This window comes from Streptomyces sp. NRRL F-5755 (assembly GCF_001279365.1).
GTDB classification, from domain to species: Bacteria; Actinomycetota; Actinomycetes; order Streptomycetales; family Streptomycetaceae; genus Streptomyces; species Streptomyces rimosus.
Genome location: NZ_LGCW01000273.1, coordinates 40,156 through 56,869, shown reverse-complemented (window position 1 = coordinate 56,869; position 16,714 = coordinate 40,156). Strand labels below are relative to the sequence as shown.

The window sequence follows — 16,714 nt, the reverse complement described above, 5'->3', positions numbered from 1 at the left end:
GCCCCAACGGTCGGGGCGCTGCCCCAAGGAAGGTACGGGGCCGGGCGCCCCACGGGTCGGGGCCGGGGAGCCCCAGGGGAGGACGTAGATCCACATGAGTCGCCGCTCCAACGGATTAGTGGCCGTCTGGGCCGAGGCGCAGCGTCAGCAGCAGCGCCGGCAGGAGGCCCAGCGGCGGGCCGGTGAACAGGCCCGCCGCGACCAGGAGCGGCAGCAGCGCGACACCGAGCGCGCCATGGCCCGGATGCAGCGCGAACGGCAGGCCGCGTACCGCCAGCAGCGCGAGGCCGACGCCCGCCGCCGTACCGAGGAACTCGAGGCCCGCATGGCCGAGCTGTCCGGCCTGCTGGCCGACGGCTGCCGGGCGCCCGCCTTCACGCCCGCCGCGCTGCGCCGCCCCGAGCACATCGAGCCGTTCGCGCCCGGCCGGCTGGCCGTACCCGTACCGATGCCCGACCCGTCCGCCTACCAGCCGCAGGGTAGCGGCTGGGGCCTCGGCGGCGGCGGTCGTCGCGCGCAGGAGGAGGCCCGCGCGCGCTACGAGCGCGACTGGCACGCCGCGCAGGCCGCCGAGGCGCAGCGGCTGCGCCAACTGGAGGACTACCGGCGGCAGTACGACCAGTGGGCCGCCGGGCAGCTGGCGGAGGTCAGGAGCCACAACGCCGCCGTCGAGGACCTGCTGAGGGGGCTGCGCGACGGCGATCCCGAAGCGGTGGTGGAGTACTTCTCCGCCGCGCTGTACGCCACCGGCCGCCCGCAGGGCTTCCCGCGCCGCGTCCGCGCCGCCTACGACCCGGCCGCGCGCCAGCTCGTACTGGACTGGGAGCTGCCCGGCTTCGACATCGTGCCCGAGGCGAAGGCGGTCCGGTACATGTACGCGGCCGACCAGGACAAGGACGTCGCCCGGCCGGTCACCCAGCGGCGCACCGCCTACCGCGACGTGCTCGCCCAGTCCGTGCTGCTCGTGCTGCACGACCTGTTCGCGGCGGACACCTCCGGCGCGCTCGACTCGGTGGCGGTCAACGGCTTCGTGGACGACGTGGACCCGGCCACCGGCCGCCCCGCGCAGATTTTCCTGGCCACCGTCTCCGCGACCCGCGCCGCCTTCGAGCAGCTGCACCTGGCGCAGGTGAGCGCGGTGGAGTGTCTGACCGACGGGCTGCGCGGGCAGCTGTCCGCGCGCCCCGACCAGCGGGCCGCGGTGCGCCCGGTGCGCCAGCCGGGCGACGTGGGCGGCGGTGTGGTCACGCACGGCGGCGAGGACGAGCCCGACCTGTTCGCGATGGACCCGATCGCCTTCGAGGGGCTGGTCGCCGAGCTGTTCCGGGCGATGGGCATGCAGGCCGTGACGACGCAGCGGTCCGGGGACGGCGGCGTGGACGTGGACGCACTCGACCCCGACCCAATCCGCGGCGGCAAGATCATCGTGCAGGTGAAGCGCTACCGCAACACGGTGCCGCCGTCGGCCGTACGGGACCTGTTCGGCACCGTGCAGTCCGAGGGCGCCAACAAGGGCGTGCTCGTCACCACGTCCCGCTTCGGCCCCGGCGCGCACGCCTTCGCCAACGGCAAACCGCTCACCCTCGTGGGCGGCCCCGAACTGGTCGACCTGCTGGCCCGCCACGGGCTGCGCGGACGCCTGGGGGATACCGCGGTCCCGGCCCAGCGGCCGGCGCCCGCCGAGGAGCGCGCCGAGCGGACGCCCGAGCCCCCGGAGGAGGACGGCGCGGCGGGCAACATCCTCGGCATGAACTGGTCCGGCAGCGTCGCCCTGGACGTCTGCGCGCTGGTCTGCCAGGGTAACCGCGTCCTGAGCGACGACCACTTCGTCTTCTACAACAACCCGCGCACCCCGGACGGCACGGTCCGCATGCTCTCCGGCTTCGCCCCCGACCGCGCCGCGATGCAGGTGGTCTTCGAGGCCCTGCCCGCCACCGCCGACCGCCTCGTCCTCGTCGCGGCCATCGACCCGGAGGCCGACCCGCACGCCGACCTGTCCGGGTTCACCGACGCGCGGATCCGTCTGGTGGACGAATCCGGCCAGGAACAAGGCCAGTTGGAGGTCTCGGACGGCCGCCCCGGCGAAACCGCGCTGGTCCTCGGCTCGTTCCGCCGCCGCGCGAACGGCGACTGGGACTTCGTCATCGGCGGCAAGGGCTACGAAGGCGGCCTGGAGGCACTGGTGCAGGAGTACGGGATCGAGGTCGCCTGAGCCTGGGGAGGGCGTCGGCCGGCTGGGACGACGCCCCTCACACCCCCGCCAACGACGCCAGCACCTCCGCCACTTCCAGCTCCTCCGCCCCGTCCGGCACGTCGCCGTGGTCGGCGCACCACAGGGCGTTCTCCACGGTGCGGGCCGCCGCCCAGGCCGACAGGCGGGCCGGGTCCTCGCCGAGGGCGTCGGCCATCAGGGCGAAGCGGTCACGCAGGACCGGGCGCGGGTCGGGGTGCTCGAAGGGGTCGTCGATCTGTTCCAGGAGGGGCCAGGGGTCGTATCCCGGGTCGCCGACCATGGGTTTGGGGTCGATGGCCAGCCACGGGCGGCGCCGGGCGGACAGGACGTTGCCGGGGTTGAAGTCGCCGTGCACGACGACCTCGCGGGTGGCGGTGGCCGGGAGTTCGCGCAGCAGGCGGGCGCCGAGCCGGACGAGCCCGGGGTCGTAGCCGGGGCGCAGCCGCGCCATGCGTTCCTCGACCGTGACGGCCCATTCGGCGCATACGTCGGCGACCCGTTCCAGTTCGCCGTCGGGTGGCGCGGGCGCGGACCACAGGCCGCGCAGCAGACCGGCGGCCAGGAGCAGCCGTTCGGCGGGCGGGAGCGGGCTGTCGTCCAGCTGCTCGCCCGGTGTGCAGCGTTCGATCAGGAGCGCGTACCGCTCCCGGTCGTGCCGTAGCAGCCGTACGGAGCCGTCGCCGTCCCACGCGCGGAGGGCCGCGGCCTCTCCGGCGGCCTCGCGGTGCGGCCAGGTCACCTTGAGCACCGCCTCGCCGCCGTCCGGCAGCTCCACGGGGGCCACCCACGAGCAGCTGCCGCCGTGCAGGGGTGCGCCGAGCCGTAGGTCCCACTCCTCCTGGAGGGCGTGGACGGTGGCGGGCAAGGTGTCCAGCCACGCGCGCCCGGAGGCGGTGCGGCCCACGGTGGCGTACACGGGGAGGTCGGCGGGGAAGAGGTCGGCGTTCGGCGGGGCTGGTCGGGCCATCCGGGCAGCGTAGCCGCGCGACGGGGGCCGGTTCTAACGGATTGTTCGCGGGAGCCGGGAGCCGGGAGCCGGGAGCCGGTGCCGCCCGCTGGGCTCCGCGCGGCATGCGAGCCGGTGCGCCTCCGGCCGGGGGATGGTGCGGGGCCACCGGAGTCTCCCGGTCGGTTAATCAGTTTATTACGGCATTTGTGCTGTTATGCGTGGGGCATGAGCCTGCACCGACCGTACGGCGCCGCCCTCCTCCTCATAGCGATGGCCGTGGGCTGCGCCGCCCCGCAGGGCCCTGGGCGGCCCGCCGCCCGGACGCCCGGGAGCCCCGGCCCCGCCGCGCCCCAGCACTCCGGCCACCGCGCCTCCGCCGGCTTCACCCTCGCCGCCTCCGGGGACGTGATCGCCTCGTACCCCTCCGTACTGGACACGGCGCGCCGGGACGCCGGGGGCGACGGCTACGACTACCGGCCCATCCTGGACGGCGTGAAACCCGTGATCGAGGGCGCCGACCTGGCGATCTGCCACCTGGAGACGCCCTTCGGGCCGGACGGCGGACCGTTCACCGGCTACCCCGCCTTCAAGGCGCCGCCCCAGGTGGCCGACGCGCTCCGGGCCACCGGCTACGACTCCTGCTCCACGGCCTCCAACCACACCCTGGACGACGGCGCCGACGGCGTCCGGCGCACCCTCGACACACTGGACCGGGCCGGGATCAAGCACGCCGGCTCCGCCCGGGACGCCGCCGAGGCCGCCCGGCCCGCGCTGCTGAAGGCGCCCGGCGGGGCGCGCGTGGCGCAGCTGTCGTACACATACGGCACCAACGGCGTCCCGCTCCCGCAGGGCAAGCCCTGGTCGGTCGACGTCATCGACGCGGACAAGATCATCGCGGACGCGCGGGCCGCCCGCCGGGCCGGTGCCGACGTCGTCGTGGTCAGCCCGCACTGGGGCACCGAGTACCAGACCGAGCCGGACGCGCAGCAGCTGAAGGTGGCCAAGGCGCTCACCGGGTCGCGCACCGGCGGCCGCCCGGACATCGACCTCGTCATCGGCACCCACGCGCACACCCCGCAGCCGTACGAGAAGCTGGCCGGTACCTGGGTCGTCTACGGCATGGGCGACCAGATCGCCGGGATCATGGAGAAGCCGCGCGGCAACTGGGGCACCATCGCGCGCTTCCGCTTCGAGCCGCCCGCGGGGGAGGGGCAGCGCTGGCGGGTCACCAAGGCCGAGTTCATCCCCCAGCTCTCCGCGAGCGGGCCGCCGCTGCGCATGCTCAACCTCGCCGCCACCCAAGGCCACGAGGACGTCCGCGCGGGCATCCGCGAGGCGGTGCTCAGCCGGGGCGCGGCGGACGCCGGACTGACGGAGGGCAGCTGAGAGCCGGTGCCCGGCCGCGGCCGGGCCCGGGAGCGTTCCGCGATGTGAAACCCTGAGTACGGCCCGCACCGGACGTGCGCACGACGGACGCGGGCGCGCCGGGCGGACGCTCCGCCCGGCGGACGGTGACGACGTGACGACGGTGCGGGACGCGGAAGGGGCGTAACGGCGGTGGGTGAGAGTGCGGCCGTACGGCCCCGCAATCCGCGGGGGCAGGGCGAGCGCCTGCGGGAGGAGCTGCTGCGCGCCACCGAGCGCCTCCTCGAAGAGGTCGGCAGCGAGGACGCGCTGTCGCTGCGCGCGGTGGCCCGCGAGGCGGGCGTCGCGGCGCCCAGCATCTACCGGCACTTCGCCGACAAGACCGAGCTGGTGTGGGCCGCGCTGGAGGTCAGCTACGAGCGGCTGACGGCGGCGATGGCCGAGGCGTCGGCCGCGGCCGGTACCGACGACCCGCTGGACCTGCTCCGCGCCCAGCTGCACGCGTACTGCCGCTACGCCGTCGACCACCCCGCCAAGTACCGCCTCCTGTACGAGACCCGGCAGACGCCCGTCGAGCCGGAGCGCCTGGCCGGGCACCCGGCCGGGCGGCTCGTGCGGGGCCTGCACGACGCGCTCACCGCCTGCGAGGCCGCCGGGTGGCGGGTGCGGGGCGCCCGCGAGGAGGCGCCGTACGTGCTGTGGGCGTCGGTGCACGGGCGGGTGATGCTGTGGCAGGTCATGCCCAGCCGCAAGGACGCCGGGCGGCTGTACCGCTTCGTGGACGAGATCCTGCACCTGCTGATGGAGCGGGCGGGCTGAGCCGGGCCGCCGACCGGGCCGGAGCCCGACCGGCGGACAACGGGCCGCGGCCCGACCGGCTACAGTTGTCCCATGCATCGTTCGTCGTGTCTGACCTGGTGGCGCTCCTCGTAGGAGCGGCCACTGTTCAGCATGACCGGGCCGTTCGGATGGACGGCCCTTTCGCGTTCCCTGGACCGGGGTGCATCCGCCGTCCTGCCGGCGGCACTCACCCACCAGGAGAAACCGTGAACCGTACGCCGTACGCCACCGCGAGCACCGTCCGCGCGGACGCCGCCCCCGCCGACGCGCTCGGCACCTCCGCCGCCCGGACCCGCAGCGCGGAGCTGGAGAAGCTGATCCGCGACGACCCCGGACGCTTCCGGGTGCTGACCGGGGACCGCCCGACCGGCCGGCTGCACCTCGGCCACTACTTCGGCACCCTCCACAACCGGGTCCGCCTCCAGGACCTCGGCGTCGAGATGATGGTGCTGATCGCCGACTACCAGGTGCTGACCGACCGGGACGTCGCCGACCGGCTGCCCCGGCACGTCGAGGACCTGGCCCTGGACTACCTCGCCGCCGGCATCGACCCGGCCCGGGCCACCGTCTTCACGCACAGCGCGGTGCCCGCGCTGAACCAGCTGCTGCTGCCGTTCCTCAGCCTGGTCTCGGTCGCCGAGCTGAACCGCAACCCCACCGTCAAGGACGAGATCGCCCACTCGCGGCAGTCCGCCGTCAGCGGCCTGATGTTCACCTACCCCGTCCACCAGGCCGCCGACATCCTCTTCTGCAAGGCGAACCTCGTCCCCGTCGGCCAGGACCAGCTCCCCCACCTGGAGGTCACCCGGACCGTCGCCCGCCGCTTCAACGACCGCTACGGCAAGGGGACCGCCGTCTTCCCCGAGCCGGAGGCCCTGCTGTCGTCCGCGCCGCTGCTGCTCGGCACCGACGGCACGAAGATGAGCAAGAGCCGCGGCAACGCCATCGCGCTGGCCGCCGGTGCCGACGAGACGGCCCGGCTGATCAAGGGCGCCAAGACCGACTCCGAGCGGCACATCACCTACGACCCTGCCGCCCGCCCCGAGGTGTCCTCCCTCGTCCTGCTGGCCGCCCTCTGCGAGGACCGCGACCCGCGGCAGGTCGCCGACGAGATCGGCCCGGCGGGCGCCGGCGCGCTGAAGAAACGCGTCACCGAGGCGGTCAACGAGCACCTGGCGCCGATCCGCGCCCGCCGGGCCGCCTACGCCCGGGACCTCGGGTACGTCCGCCAGGTGCTGCGGGAGGGCGAGGCGCGCGCCAACGCGATCGCCGACGCCACCCTCGACGAGGTGCACCGCGCCATGAACGGCCACTGCTGACGGTGTGTCCCGCCGGTGCGGTGCCGCAGGTTCGGCGGGGAAGTCCCTTGCCGGACGCTGCGCGGGCTGCCTAACGTGACGGCCGCCGGGGGGTGCGGGCTTGCGGGCGGGAGGGCCGGATGGGGCGCAAGGAGAGGCCGCTGGACCCGGACGCGGGGCCCGTGGAACGGTTCGCCGTCGACCTGCGGGAGCTGCGCCGCAAGGCCGGTCCGCTCACCTACCGGGACATGGCCAGGCGCGTGCCCTACTCGGTGGCGACGCTGTCCCGGGCGGCCTCCGGCGAGCAGCTGCCCTCGCTCGCGGTGACCCGGGCGTATGTGGAGGCGTGCGGCGGTGACGTGGAGGAATGGGCGGCGCGCTGGCACCGCCTCGCCGAGGAGACCTTCGTCCGTACGGCACAGGGCGACACGGACCGCCCCTACCAGGGACTGGCCCGCTACGAGCCCGGCGACCGGGAGAAGTTCTTCGGGCGCGACCGTCTCACCGAGGACCTGCTGCGCCTGACGGGCGGCCACCGGCTGGTGGCCGTCCTGGGCCCGTCCGGCAGCGGCAAGTCCTCCCTGCTGCGCGCCGGGCTCATCCCGCGCCTCCAGCACGCCCCCGACGACGGCCCGCGCCCGGCCGCCATCCGGACGTTCACCCCCGGCGCCCGGCCGTCCGCCACCCACCGGCAGCTGTTCGAAGCGGCCGAAGGGCCGGGCGACACCTGGCTGGTCATCGACCAGTTCGAGGAGGTGTTCACGCTCTGCCGCGACCCGGCCGAGCGCGCCCGGTTCCTCGACCTGCTGCTCGACGCCCAGGACCCCGCGCGCCGGCTGCGCGTGGTGCTGGGCCTGCGGGCCGACTTCTACGGCCACTGCCTCCAGCACCGCACCCTGGCCGAGGCGCTGCGCCACACCAGCGTGCCGGTCACCCCCATGAGCCCCGCGGAGCTGCGCGAAGCCATCGTCAAACCCGCGGCGGCGCACGGCCTCATCGTCGAGCGCGCGCTGACCGACCGGCTCATCGAGGAGACCGCCGACCAGCCCGGCGGCCTGCCGCTGCTCTCGCACGCCCTGCTGGAGACCTGGCGCCACCGCCGCGGCCGGACACTGGCCCTGGAGGTGTACGAGGCCGTCGGCGGCGTACGGGGCGCCATCGCCCGCACCGCCGAGACCCTGTACACCCAGCTCTCCCCCGAGCAGGCCCGGCTCGCCCGCTGGGCGCTGCTGCGGCTGGTCACGCCCGGCGAGGGCGCGCACGACACCCGGCGGCCCGCCGACCGCGCCGAACTGGACGCGGCGACCTCGCCGGGCATCACCGTCGTCCTCGAACGCCTCGCCAGGGCCCGCCTGATCACCCTGGACGAGGACACCGTCGACCTGGCGCACGAGGCGCTGATCACCGCCTGGCCGCGCCTGCGGTCCTGGGTGGACGCCGACCGCGACCGGCTGCGGCTGCACCGGCAGCTGACGGAGGCGGCCCGCACCTGGGAGCGGCTGGGCCGGGACGCGGGCGCGCTGTACCGGGGCACGCAGCTGACCGCGGCTCGGGAAGCCTTCGCCGACCCGGCCGACCTGACCGCCTCGGAGCGGGACTTCCTCACCGCCGGTGCCGCCGCCCGGCGCCGCGAGGCCAGACGCCGCAAGGGCGTCGTCGGCGCGGTGGCCGTCCTGGTGACGCTGACGCTGGTGGCCGGCGTACTGGCCTGGCAGCAGAGCCGGGCCGGCCGGGCGCGGCAGGTGCAGGCCGCGGCGCGCCGGATCGCGGCGGTGGCGGAGAGCCTGCGCGCCTACGAGCCGGCCAAGGCGCGCCAGCTGTCCGTCGCCGCGTGGAAGATCGCCGAAACCGCCGAGACCCGCTCGGCCCTCACCGGCGCCTGGGCCCAGCCCCTCGCCGACAGTTTCGACGTGGCCGACCGCGACGCCCTGGCGTATCTCAGCGGCGACGGGCGCACCGTGGTCACCGCGGCCCCCGGCCACATCACCACCTGGGATGTGGCCACCCGCCGGAAGGTCAGGACGCTGCCGGGCCCCGGCGAGCGGGTCATGACGGCCATCGCCGTGAGCCCGGACGCCCGGCTGGTCCTCTACCAGCTCCCGGACCGCGTGCTGGGCCTGTGGGACATCGCCGCGCGGCGCATGACCGGGCGGCTCGTGGACGCCAGGGAACAGGCGAGCGTCGAGTTCGGCCCCAGCGGCGCCCGCCTGATGATCCAGACCCCGCGCACCGTGCAGGTGTGGGACACCCGGGAGCAGCGCCTGGTCTTCGAGCGCCCGGTGGCACCGCGGCGCGGCCGGGACCGGGAGAGCGTCGCGACCATCAGCGCCGACGACCGGCTGCTGGCGGTGTGCTCCCCGCGCGGCACGATCGAGCTGTGGGACGTACCCCGCGGGAAGCGAGTGCCCGCGCCGTGGCGGGGGGAAGGCGCGGGCGATCCGTGCAGCCCCCTGAACGCCCGCTTCAGCCCCGACAGCCGGATCTTCGCGCTGGTCACCCGTGACGGCGTCCGACGGTGGGACCTGGCGGCGGGACGGGAGCTCCCGAGGATCGCCCAGTCCCCGTTGGGGGCCATCGGCTTCAGCCGGGACGGGCGGTTCCTCGTCGGCCGCAGCCCCGGCGAGGTCCTGGTGTGGCGCACCAGCCAACCGGATCACCCGGTGTTCCGGGGCGCCCTGACCGCCGACGGCCCGGCCGAGATCGTCCTCGACGGCGGCACGCTGCGCTGCCTGGCCGCGAACCAGATGCGCACCCTCGACCTCGGCGCCGCGGCCACCTCCCGGTGGGCCCCGGCGGCAGCGCAGAACGCGGCGTTCAGCCCGGACGCCCGCCTGCTGGGCCTGGTGTGGTCCCAGGGCTCCACGGCCCGGTTCGAGACGCGTGGCACCCGGTCCGGCGCGATCGTGGACCGGCCGCCAGACATGCGGCTGCCGCCCCAACCACCGCGCCGCGAGGGCCAGTTGCGGATCGAGCCGGACGAGCTGCTGTCCTTCAGTGCCGACGGCGCGCGGCTGGCGTACGGCGTCAGCGGTGACTACGCCGAGGACGGGCGCCTGGTGCCCGGCCGGGTCGCGGTGCGGGACGTACCCGGACACCGCGACCTCGCCGCCGTCCCCGGAGGCCAGGACGACAGCCCCACCGAGGGCGCCGTCCTCAGTCCGGACGGCTCCCGGCTGATCACATCGTCGGTCCGCTCCGTCCAGGTGTGGGACATCGGCGGCGGGCGGCGCGAGAAGTCCGTGACCGTCTCCGGCGGTTCGCCCATGACCGTCCGCCCCGACGGGCGGCTGCTCGTCGTCAGAGGTGAGATCGTCCGGCTGCCCGCGGGGACCGTGGCGCCGCGCCGGCTCACCCGGCAGGACACGGCGTACGCGTTCAGCCCGGCCGGGAACGCCTTCGCGGTGGGGGAGGAGACGGGTCACGTCGCGCTGTGGGACGGCGGCATCGAGCGGCGGTTCGGCCGGCTGTCCGCCTTCACCGAGAAGCAACTGCCGCGGCACGAGGCGATTTCGGCGCTGGCCTTCTCCCCGGACGGCAGGACACTCGCCGTGGCCGGCGCCTACGGCAGCCTGCAACTGTGGGACGTACCCTCCCAACAGCCGCTCGGCTCCGCCCTGCCCACACCGGGCGACAAGATCCTGTCCCTCACCTTCAACCGTGACGGCTCGGCGCTGTACGCCGCCGGCCAGCACGTCCCACTGACGAAGTACCGCATCGCGCCGGACGCCCTCGTCGCCGAGGTGTGCCGCCGGGCCGGGGGTTCGCTGTCGCGTGCGGACTGGGAGACGTACATCCCTGAGGTGGCGTATCGGGAGGTGTGCTGAGCCGGACGCCCCGGCACCCGCGTGCCCACCCCACCCCCGGCCGTCGCACCCGTGGGTTACGCATGTAAGTTTACGGGCGTTAGGTGAACGTCCGACACCGGGCGCACGCCCCTGCCCGCGTGCGTCCAAGGAGCGACATGACCCCCTCTCCCGCTTCCCCCGCCTCCGCCGCCGCGCCGGCGCTCCCCGTGCAGCCGCCGCAGGGCTGCCCGTTCGATCCGCCCGCCGAGTTCGCGCGGCTGCGCACCGAGGCGCCGCTGTCGAAGATCTCCCTGCCGGACGGCACCGAAGCCTGGCTCGCCACCCGCTACGCCGACATCCGCGCCATCCTCGGCGACACCCGCTTCAGCTCCGACACCACCCGCCCCGGCTACCCGCTCAGCGGCATGACCGGCGGCGCCACCACCGAGCACCGCGGCTTCATCCGCATGGATCCGCCCGAGCACACCCGGCTGCGCCGCATGGTCACCCGGGAGTTCATGGTCAAGCGCGTCGAGGCGATGCGCCCGGAGATCCAGCGCCTGACCGACGAACTGTGCGACGCCATGGAAAAGCGCGCCGGCCAGGACGTGGACCTCGTCGAGGCGCTGGCCCTGCCGGTGCCGTCGCTCGTCATCAGCCTGCTGCTCGGCGTCCCGTACGACGACCACGAGCTGTTCCAGCGCCTCACCGGCACCCTGCTGTCCCGTACGGTCACCCATGAGGAGCGGGAGAGCGCGCGGGCCGAACTGCGCGCCTATCTGCACCAGTTGGTGAGTGCCAAGGAGGCCGCGCCCGGCGACGACATCCTCGGCCGCCTGATCACCGAGCAGCAGGTACCGGGCGAGATCACCCACGACGACGTGGTCGCCTTCGCCGCCCTGCTGCTCATCGCGGGCCACGAGACCACCGCCAACATGATCGGCCTGAGCGCGCTGACCCTGATGCGCGACCGGGAGACCGCGGACCGGCTGCGCGCCGAGCCCGCCCTGATCCGCGGCGCCGTCGAGGAACTGCTGCGCTTCCACAGCATCATCCGCAACGGGCCGCGCCGCGCCGCCACCGAGGACATCGAGATCGGCGGGCAGCTGATCCGGGCCGGGGAGGGCATCGTGGTGGCCGTACCGTCCGCCAACCGCGACCCGGAGGTCTTCGCGGACCCCGACGCGCTCGACGTCTGCCGCCCCAACGCCCAGCACCACGTCGCCTTCGGCTACGGCATCCACCAGTGCCTCGGCCAGGCCCTGGCCCGCGTCGAGCTCCAGGTCGTCATCGGCACCCTGCTGCGCCGCTTCCCGGAGATGCGGCCCGCGGTCCCCGTGGACGAGATCCCGTTCCGCAGCGACATGGCGATCTACGGCTGCCACACCCTGCCCGTCACCTGGTGACACCCCGCCCGACCGTTCCCCTTCCTCCTCAGGAGTCTCCTGCCATGAACATCACCCTCGACGCCGACAAGTGCTGCGCCGCAGGCCAGTGCGTCCTGATCGCCCCCGAGGTCTTCGACCAGCGGGACGAGGACGGCATCGTCGTCCTCCTGGACGCCGCTCCGCCCGCCGACCAGCACGACGCGGTCCGCGAGGCCGCCGCCATCTGCCCGGCCGCGGTCATCAAGGTGGACGAGTGAGCCCCCGCCGCATCGCCGTCGTGGGCGCCTCGGCGGCGGGCCTCGCCGCCGCCGAGGCCCTGCGCCGCTTCGGCTGGACCGGCACCCTGACCCTCGTCGGCGACGAGCCCCACCCGCCGTACGACCGTCCGCCGCTGTCCAAGCAGCTCCTCCAGGGCGCCTGGCAGCCCGACAAGCTGCACCTGCGCGCCGCCGACCAGCTCGAAGCGCTCGGCCTCGACCTGCGCCTGGGCACCCGGGCGACCGGCCTGGACACCGCGACCCGCACCCTGACCCTGGACGGTGGCGAGCGGCTGGCCTGCGACGGCGTGATCGTCGCGACCGGCGTCGCGGCCCGCACCCTCCCGGCGGCCGCCGGACTCGACGGCGTGCACACGCTGCGCACCCTGGACGACGCGCTCGCCCTCAAGGAACGGCTGTCCGGTACCGGCCATCGCCTGGTCGTCGTCGGCAACGGCGTGCTGGGCTGCGAGGCCGCGGCCGTGGCCCGCGAGCTGGGGCACGAGGTCACGCTCGTCGGGCGCGAGGCGCTGCCGATGGCCCGTACGGTCGGCACGGAGATCGGCGAGCTGCTGGCGGCCGAGCACCGGGAGCGCGGCGTCCAGCTGCGCACGGCGGCCGTCGGCGGCTTCGAGGCGGACGGGGACGGGCCCGCGCGGCACGTGACCGCCGTACGCCTGGCCGACGGCACCCGCCTGCCCGCCGACACCGTGCTCATCGCCATCGGCTCGGAGCCCGCCGTCGGCTGGCTGCACGGCGACCCGGCCCTGGACACCGCCGACGGACTGCGCTGCGACGCGTACTGCGCCGCCGCACCCGGCGTCTACGCGGCCGGTGACGTGGCCCGCTGGCAGCACCCGGTACACGGCCGCGACCTGCGCGTCGAGCACCGGATGAACGCCACCGAACAGGGCATGGCCGCCGCCCGCAACCTCCTCGCCGAACTGGAGGAGACCCTGCCGGGGGACGAAGCACTGGCCCCCGCCGCGGGCCGCGAGCGCCGCCCCTTCACGCCCGTGCCGTACTTCTGGTCCGACCAGTACGGCCTGAAGATCCAGGCGTACGGCGTGCTGACCGGCGCCGACCGGTCCGAGGCGACCGTCCTGGACCCGGACACCAGAAAGGCCGTGGCCCTCTACGGGCGCGACGGCCAGGCCACCGGCGTACTGGCGATCGGGGTGCCGCCCCGCCAGGTCCGGGGCCTGCGGGCGCTGATCGCCACGCCCGCGCCCTGGGAAGAGGCGCGCGAGGGCCTGCGCAACGCCCTCGCGTAACGGCTGCCGCGGGCCCGTCCCCGCTCCCGACCCCGACCGTGGGGGCGGGCCCGCGCGTCGCCATCACACGGTGACCGATCATGGAAGGCATGACCGACTCGTACGTCCGGGTGCGCGGCGCCCGTGAGCACAACCTCCGCAACGTCGACGTGGACATCCCGAGGGACACCGTCACGGTGTTCACCGGCGTGTCCGGCAGCGGCAAGTCCTCGCTCGCCTTCGGTACGGTCTACGCCGAGGCGCAGCGTCGCTACTTCGAGTCGGTGGCTCCCTACGCGCGCCGCCTGATCCACCAGGTCGGCGCGCCGAAGGTCGAGGACATCAGCGGGCTGCCGCCCGCCGTCGCCCTGGAACAGCGGCGCTCGGCCCCCACCTCCCGCTCCTCCGTCGGCACCGTCACCACCCTCTCCAACACCCTGCGCATGCTCTTCTCGCGCGCCGGCACGTATCCGGAGGACGTGCCGGAGCGGCTGGACTCGGACGCCTTCTCCCCGAATACCGCCGCCGGCGCCTGCCCGGAGTGCCACGGTCTGGGCCGCGTCCACCGGGTCACCGAGGAGTCGCTCGTACCGGACCCGTCGCTGTCCATCCGGGACGGCGCGATCGCCGCCTGGCCCGGCGCCTGGCAGGGCAAGAACCTGCGGGATGTGCTGGCCGCGCTCGGCTACGACATCGACAAGCCGTGGCGGGACCTGCCGGCCGCCGACCGGGACTGGATCCTGTTCACCGACGAGCAGCCCGTCGTCACCGTGCACCCCGTACGGGAAGCGGGCCGTATCCACCGCCCGTACCAGGGCCAGTACCAGAGCGCCGAGCGCTACGTCCTGCACACCTTCGCCGACTCCAAGAGCGAGACGCTGCGCAAACGCGTCCAGCGGTACCTGGTCTCCGCTCACTGCCCCGCCTGCGGCGGACGGCGGCTGCGGCCGGAGGCACTGGCCGTCACCTTCGCCGGGCACGACATCGCGGAGCTGTCCGGGCTGCCGTTGAGCGGTCTCGCGCGGCTGCTGCGGCCCACGGCCGAGGCGGACGGCGAGGGGGTGGCGCCTGCTCTGGCCCGGGATCTGGTCACCCGTATCGACGTGCTCACCGAGCTGGGCCTCGGCTACCTGAGCATGGACCGCGCGGCCCCCACCCTGTCCGCCGGGGAACTCCAGCGGCTACGGCTGGCCACCCAGCTCCGCTCCGGCCTCTTCGGCGTGGTGTACGTCCTGGACGAGCCCTCGGCGGGCCTCCACCCGGCGGACACCGAAGCGCTGCTCACCGTGCTCGGCCGCCTCAAGGAAGCGGGCAACACGCTGTTCGTCGTAGAGCACGACATGGACGTGGTGCGGCAGGCGGACTGGATCGTGGACGTCGGGCCGCGGGCGGGCGAGCACGGCGGACGGGTTCTGCACAGCGGGCCCGTCGCGGACCTCGCACAGGTCGCCGAGTCCGCGACCCGGCGCTTTCTCTTCGACGACACGCGCCCGACCGCGCGCCCGCCCCGCGAGCCCTCCGGGGAGCTGGCCCTGCACGGCGTCACCCTGCACAATCTGCACTCCGTGGACGCCGCCTTCCCGCTCGGCGTCTTCACGGCCGTCACCGGCGTCTCCGGGTCCGGCAAGTCCACGCTGGTCACCCGGGTCCTCGCGGACGCCGTCGCGGACCACCTCGGTGCCGGACCGGAGGAGGACGAGGAGAGCGCCGCGCGGGCCCGGCTCGCCGGGGCCAAGGGCCTGGAGGCGGTCGACCGCCTCGTACGCGTCGACCAGAAGCCCATCGGCCGCACCCCGCGCTCCAACCTCGCCACCTACACCGGCCTCTTCGACGCCGTACGCAAGGTCTTCGCCGCCACCGACGAGGCCCGCGCCCGCGGCTACACGGCGGGCCGCTTCTCCTTCAACGTCGCGAGCGGGCGCTGCGAGACCTGCCAGGGCGAGGGCTTCGTCGCCGTCGAGCTGCTCTTCCTGCCCGGTACGTACGCGCCCTGCACCGCCTGCCACGGCGCCCGCTACAACCCGGAGACCCTGGAGATCACCTACCGCGGCCGCACCATCGCCGACGTGCTCGGTATGACGGTGGACACCGCGGCGGACTTCCTCGCCGACGTACCGGCCGCGACGCGCAGCCTGCGCACTCTCCAGGACGTGGGCCTGGGCTATCTGCGGCTGGGCCAGCCCGCCACCGAGCTGTCCGGCGGCGAGGCCCAGCGCATCAAGCTCGCCACCGAGCTCCAGCGGGCCCACCGCGGCCACACCCTCTACCTGCTGGACGAGCCCACCACCGGCCTGCACCCGGCGGACACCGAGGTGCTGCTGCGGCAGCTGCACGGGCTGGTGGACGCGGGCAACACCGTCGTGGTCGTCGAGCACGACATGGGCGTGGTCGCGGGCGCCGATCATGTGATCGACCTGGGTCCGGGCGGCGGCACGGCGGGCGGGCGCATCGTGGCCGCCGGCCCTCCGGCGGCGGTGGCGGCGTCGCCGGACAGCCGTACGGCGGCCTACCTGGCGCGGCGCCTCGCGCGCTGACCTGCGGCGGAGCGGCGGGCCGGGGCGCGGTCGGCGGCCCGGTGACAGTCGGTTAATGTACCCAGGTCAATGCAGCGACACCGACATCAAGGGGGCACCCCGTGGCAGACATCGAGGCGGCGAAGGCCGCGTTCAGCCGGTTCGACGCGGACGGCGACGGGCTGATCACCGCGGACGAGTACAAGCGGGCCATGGCGGAGATGGGCGACCCCTACGTCACCGGGCCGGTCGCCGAGGCCGTCATCGCGGCCAAGGACACCAACGCGGACGGCAAGCTCTCCTTCGAGGAGTTCTGGACCTCGCTCCAGGGCTGACCCCCGGGACGCCCCGGCGCCCCGCCCGGGCCGCACACGCGGCCGGCCACCAGGCCGGCCGCGTTTTTCGTTTCCGGGCGCCTATTGCGCCCATAGATTTCCCCGATCAATGCCTTTTCGAGGTGACCGGCGCCACTTCCTTGCGCGGCGGACCGGTAAATGGTGACGCGGGCCACAAGGCTTTCCGTGCGGGGCCCGTAAATCGGGTTTCGGGGCCATTTCAAGCGGTTTTCGCGAAGCGGCCCGCCGGGGTCCGAACGTGACGCGCAGCACGGGACTTCCGTCCCTTACGGCCCTTCTTAGTAATTCGTCACTGTGCTCTCGTGGCCCGCTCTCATGGACTGAACGGCGCCGGAGGGCCCGTGCTACGTAAAAGGGCCGTAGCCGGGGCCCGCCCAGCGACTATTGCTTTCCAATTTGGGCGTCGCTAATCATTGCTGAGGCGCCGGGTCGAAGCGTCGCGTAAATGCCCTCGGGGCGGACGCGGACAAGAACTCG

Annotated in this window: 11 protein-coding genes; 10 read left to right on the top strand and 1 reads right to left on the bottom strand. The window is 74.5% G+C overall.

The window, feature by feature from the left end:
* Window positions 1-94: 94 nt before the first annotated feature.
* Entirely contained in the window at window positions 95-2,212 is a 2,118-nt protein-coding gene (locus ADK86_RS25760; protein WP_053698728.1) for a restriction endonuclease, read from the top strand.
* 37 nt (window positions 2,213-2,249) lie between these two features.
* On the opposite strand, the gene ADK86_RS25755 is transcribed toward ADK86_RS25760, so the two are convergent.
* The gene (locus tag ADK86_RS25755) at window positions 2,250-3,200 is read right to left on the bottom strand and encodes an aminoglycoside phosphotransferase family protein (RefSeq protein ID WP_053698727.1); all 951 of its coding nucleotides are present in this window, start codon (window positions 3,198-3,200) and stop codon (window positions 2,250-2,252) included.
* A gap of 207 nt (window positions 3,201-3,407) precedes the next feature.
* Between ADK86_RS25755 and ADK86_RS25750 the strand changes: the two genes are divergently transcribed.
* The 9 genes from ADK86_RS25750 to ADK86_RS25710 all read left to right on the top strand — a co-directional run bounded on the left by ADK86_RS25750 (window position 3,408) and on the right by ADK86_RS25710 (window position 16,216).
* Window positions 3,408-4,568 (top strand): CapA family protein, encoded by a 1,161-nt coding sequence (locus ADK86_RS25750; RefSeq protein ID WP_053698726.1) that lies wholly within the window; start codon window positions 3,408-3,410, stop codon window positions 4,566-4,568.
* A gap of 171 nt (window positions 4,569-4,739) precedes the next feature.
* The gene (locus ADK86_RS25745) at window positions 4,740-5,366 is read left to right on the top strand and encodes a TetR/AcrR family transcriptional regulator (protein ID WP_030597340.1); all 627 of its coding nucleotides are present in this window, start codon (window positions 4,740-4,742) and stop codon (window positions 5,364-5,366) included.
* Between the two features lie 227 nt (window positions 5,367-5,593).
* Window positions 5,594-6,706 (top strand): tryptophan--tRNA ligase, encoded by a 1,113-nt coding sequence (gene trpS / locus ADK86_RS25740; protein WP_053698725.1) that lies wholly within the window; start codon window positions 5,594-5,596, stop codon window positions 6,704-6,706.
* A gap of 119 nt (window positions 6,707-6,825) precedes the next feature.
* Window positions 6,826-10,509 carry a hypothetical protein gene (locus ADK86_RS25735; protein ID WP_053698724.1) on the top strand — a complete coding sequence of 1,228 codons (3,684 nt, stop codon included), beginning with the start codon at window positions 6,826-6,828 and terminating at the stop codon, window positions 10,507-10,509.
* Window positions 10,510-10,646: 137 nt separating this feature from the next.
* Entirely contained in the window at window positions 10,647-11,876 is a 1,230-nt protein-coding gene (locus tag ADK86_RS25730; RefSeq protein WP_053698723.1) for a cytochrome P450, read from the top strand.
* A gap of 44 nt (window positions 11,877-11,920) precedes the next feature.
* Entirely contained in the window at window positions 11,921-12,115 is a 195-nt protein-coding gene (locus ADK86_RS25725) for a ferredoxin (RefSeq protein ID WP_003982798.1), read from the top strand.
* Window positions 12,112-13,389, top strand: coding sequence for an NAD(P)/FAD-dependent oxidoreductase (locus ADK86_RS25720; RefSeq protein WP_053698722.1), 1,278 nt, complete (start codon window positions 12,112-12,114; stop codon window positions 13,387-13,389). Before ADK86_RS25725 ends, ADK86_RS25720 begins: the two co-directional genes overlap by 4 nt.
* Window positions 13,390-13,478: 89 nt before the next feature.
* The gene (gene uvrA / locus ADK86_RS25715) at window positions 13,479-15,902 is read left to right on the top strand and encodes an excinuclease ABC subunit UvrA (RefSeq protein ID WP_107088556.1); all 2,424 of its coding nucleotides are present in this window, start codon (window positions 13,479-13,481) and stop codon (window positions 15,900-15,902) included.
* A gap of 101 nt (window positions 15,903-16,003) precedes the next feature.
* A complete protein-coding gene (locus ADK86_RS25710; RefSeq protein WP_003982801.1) occupies window positions 16,004-16,216 on the top strand; it encodes an EF-hand domain-containing protein in 213 nt (70 codons plus the stop codon).
* The last annotated feature ends 498 nt before the right edge of the window (window positions 16,217-16,714 follow it).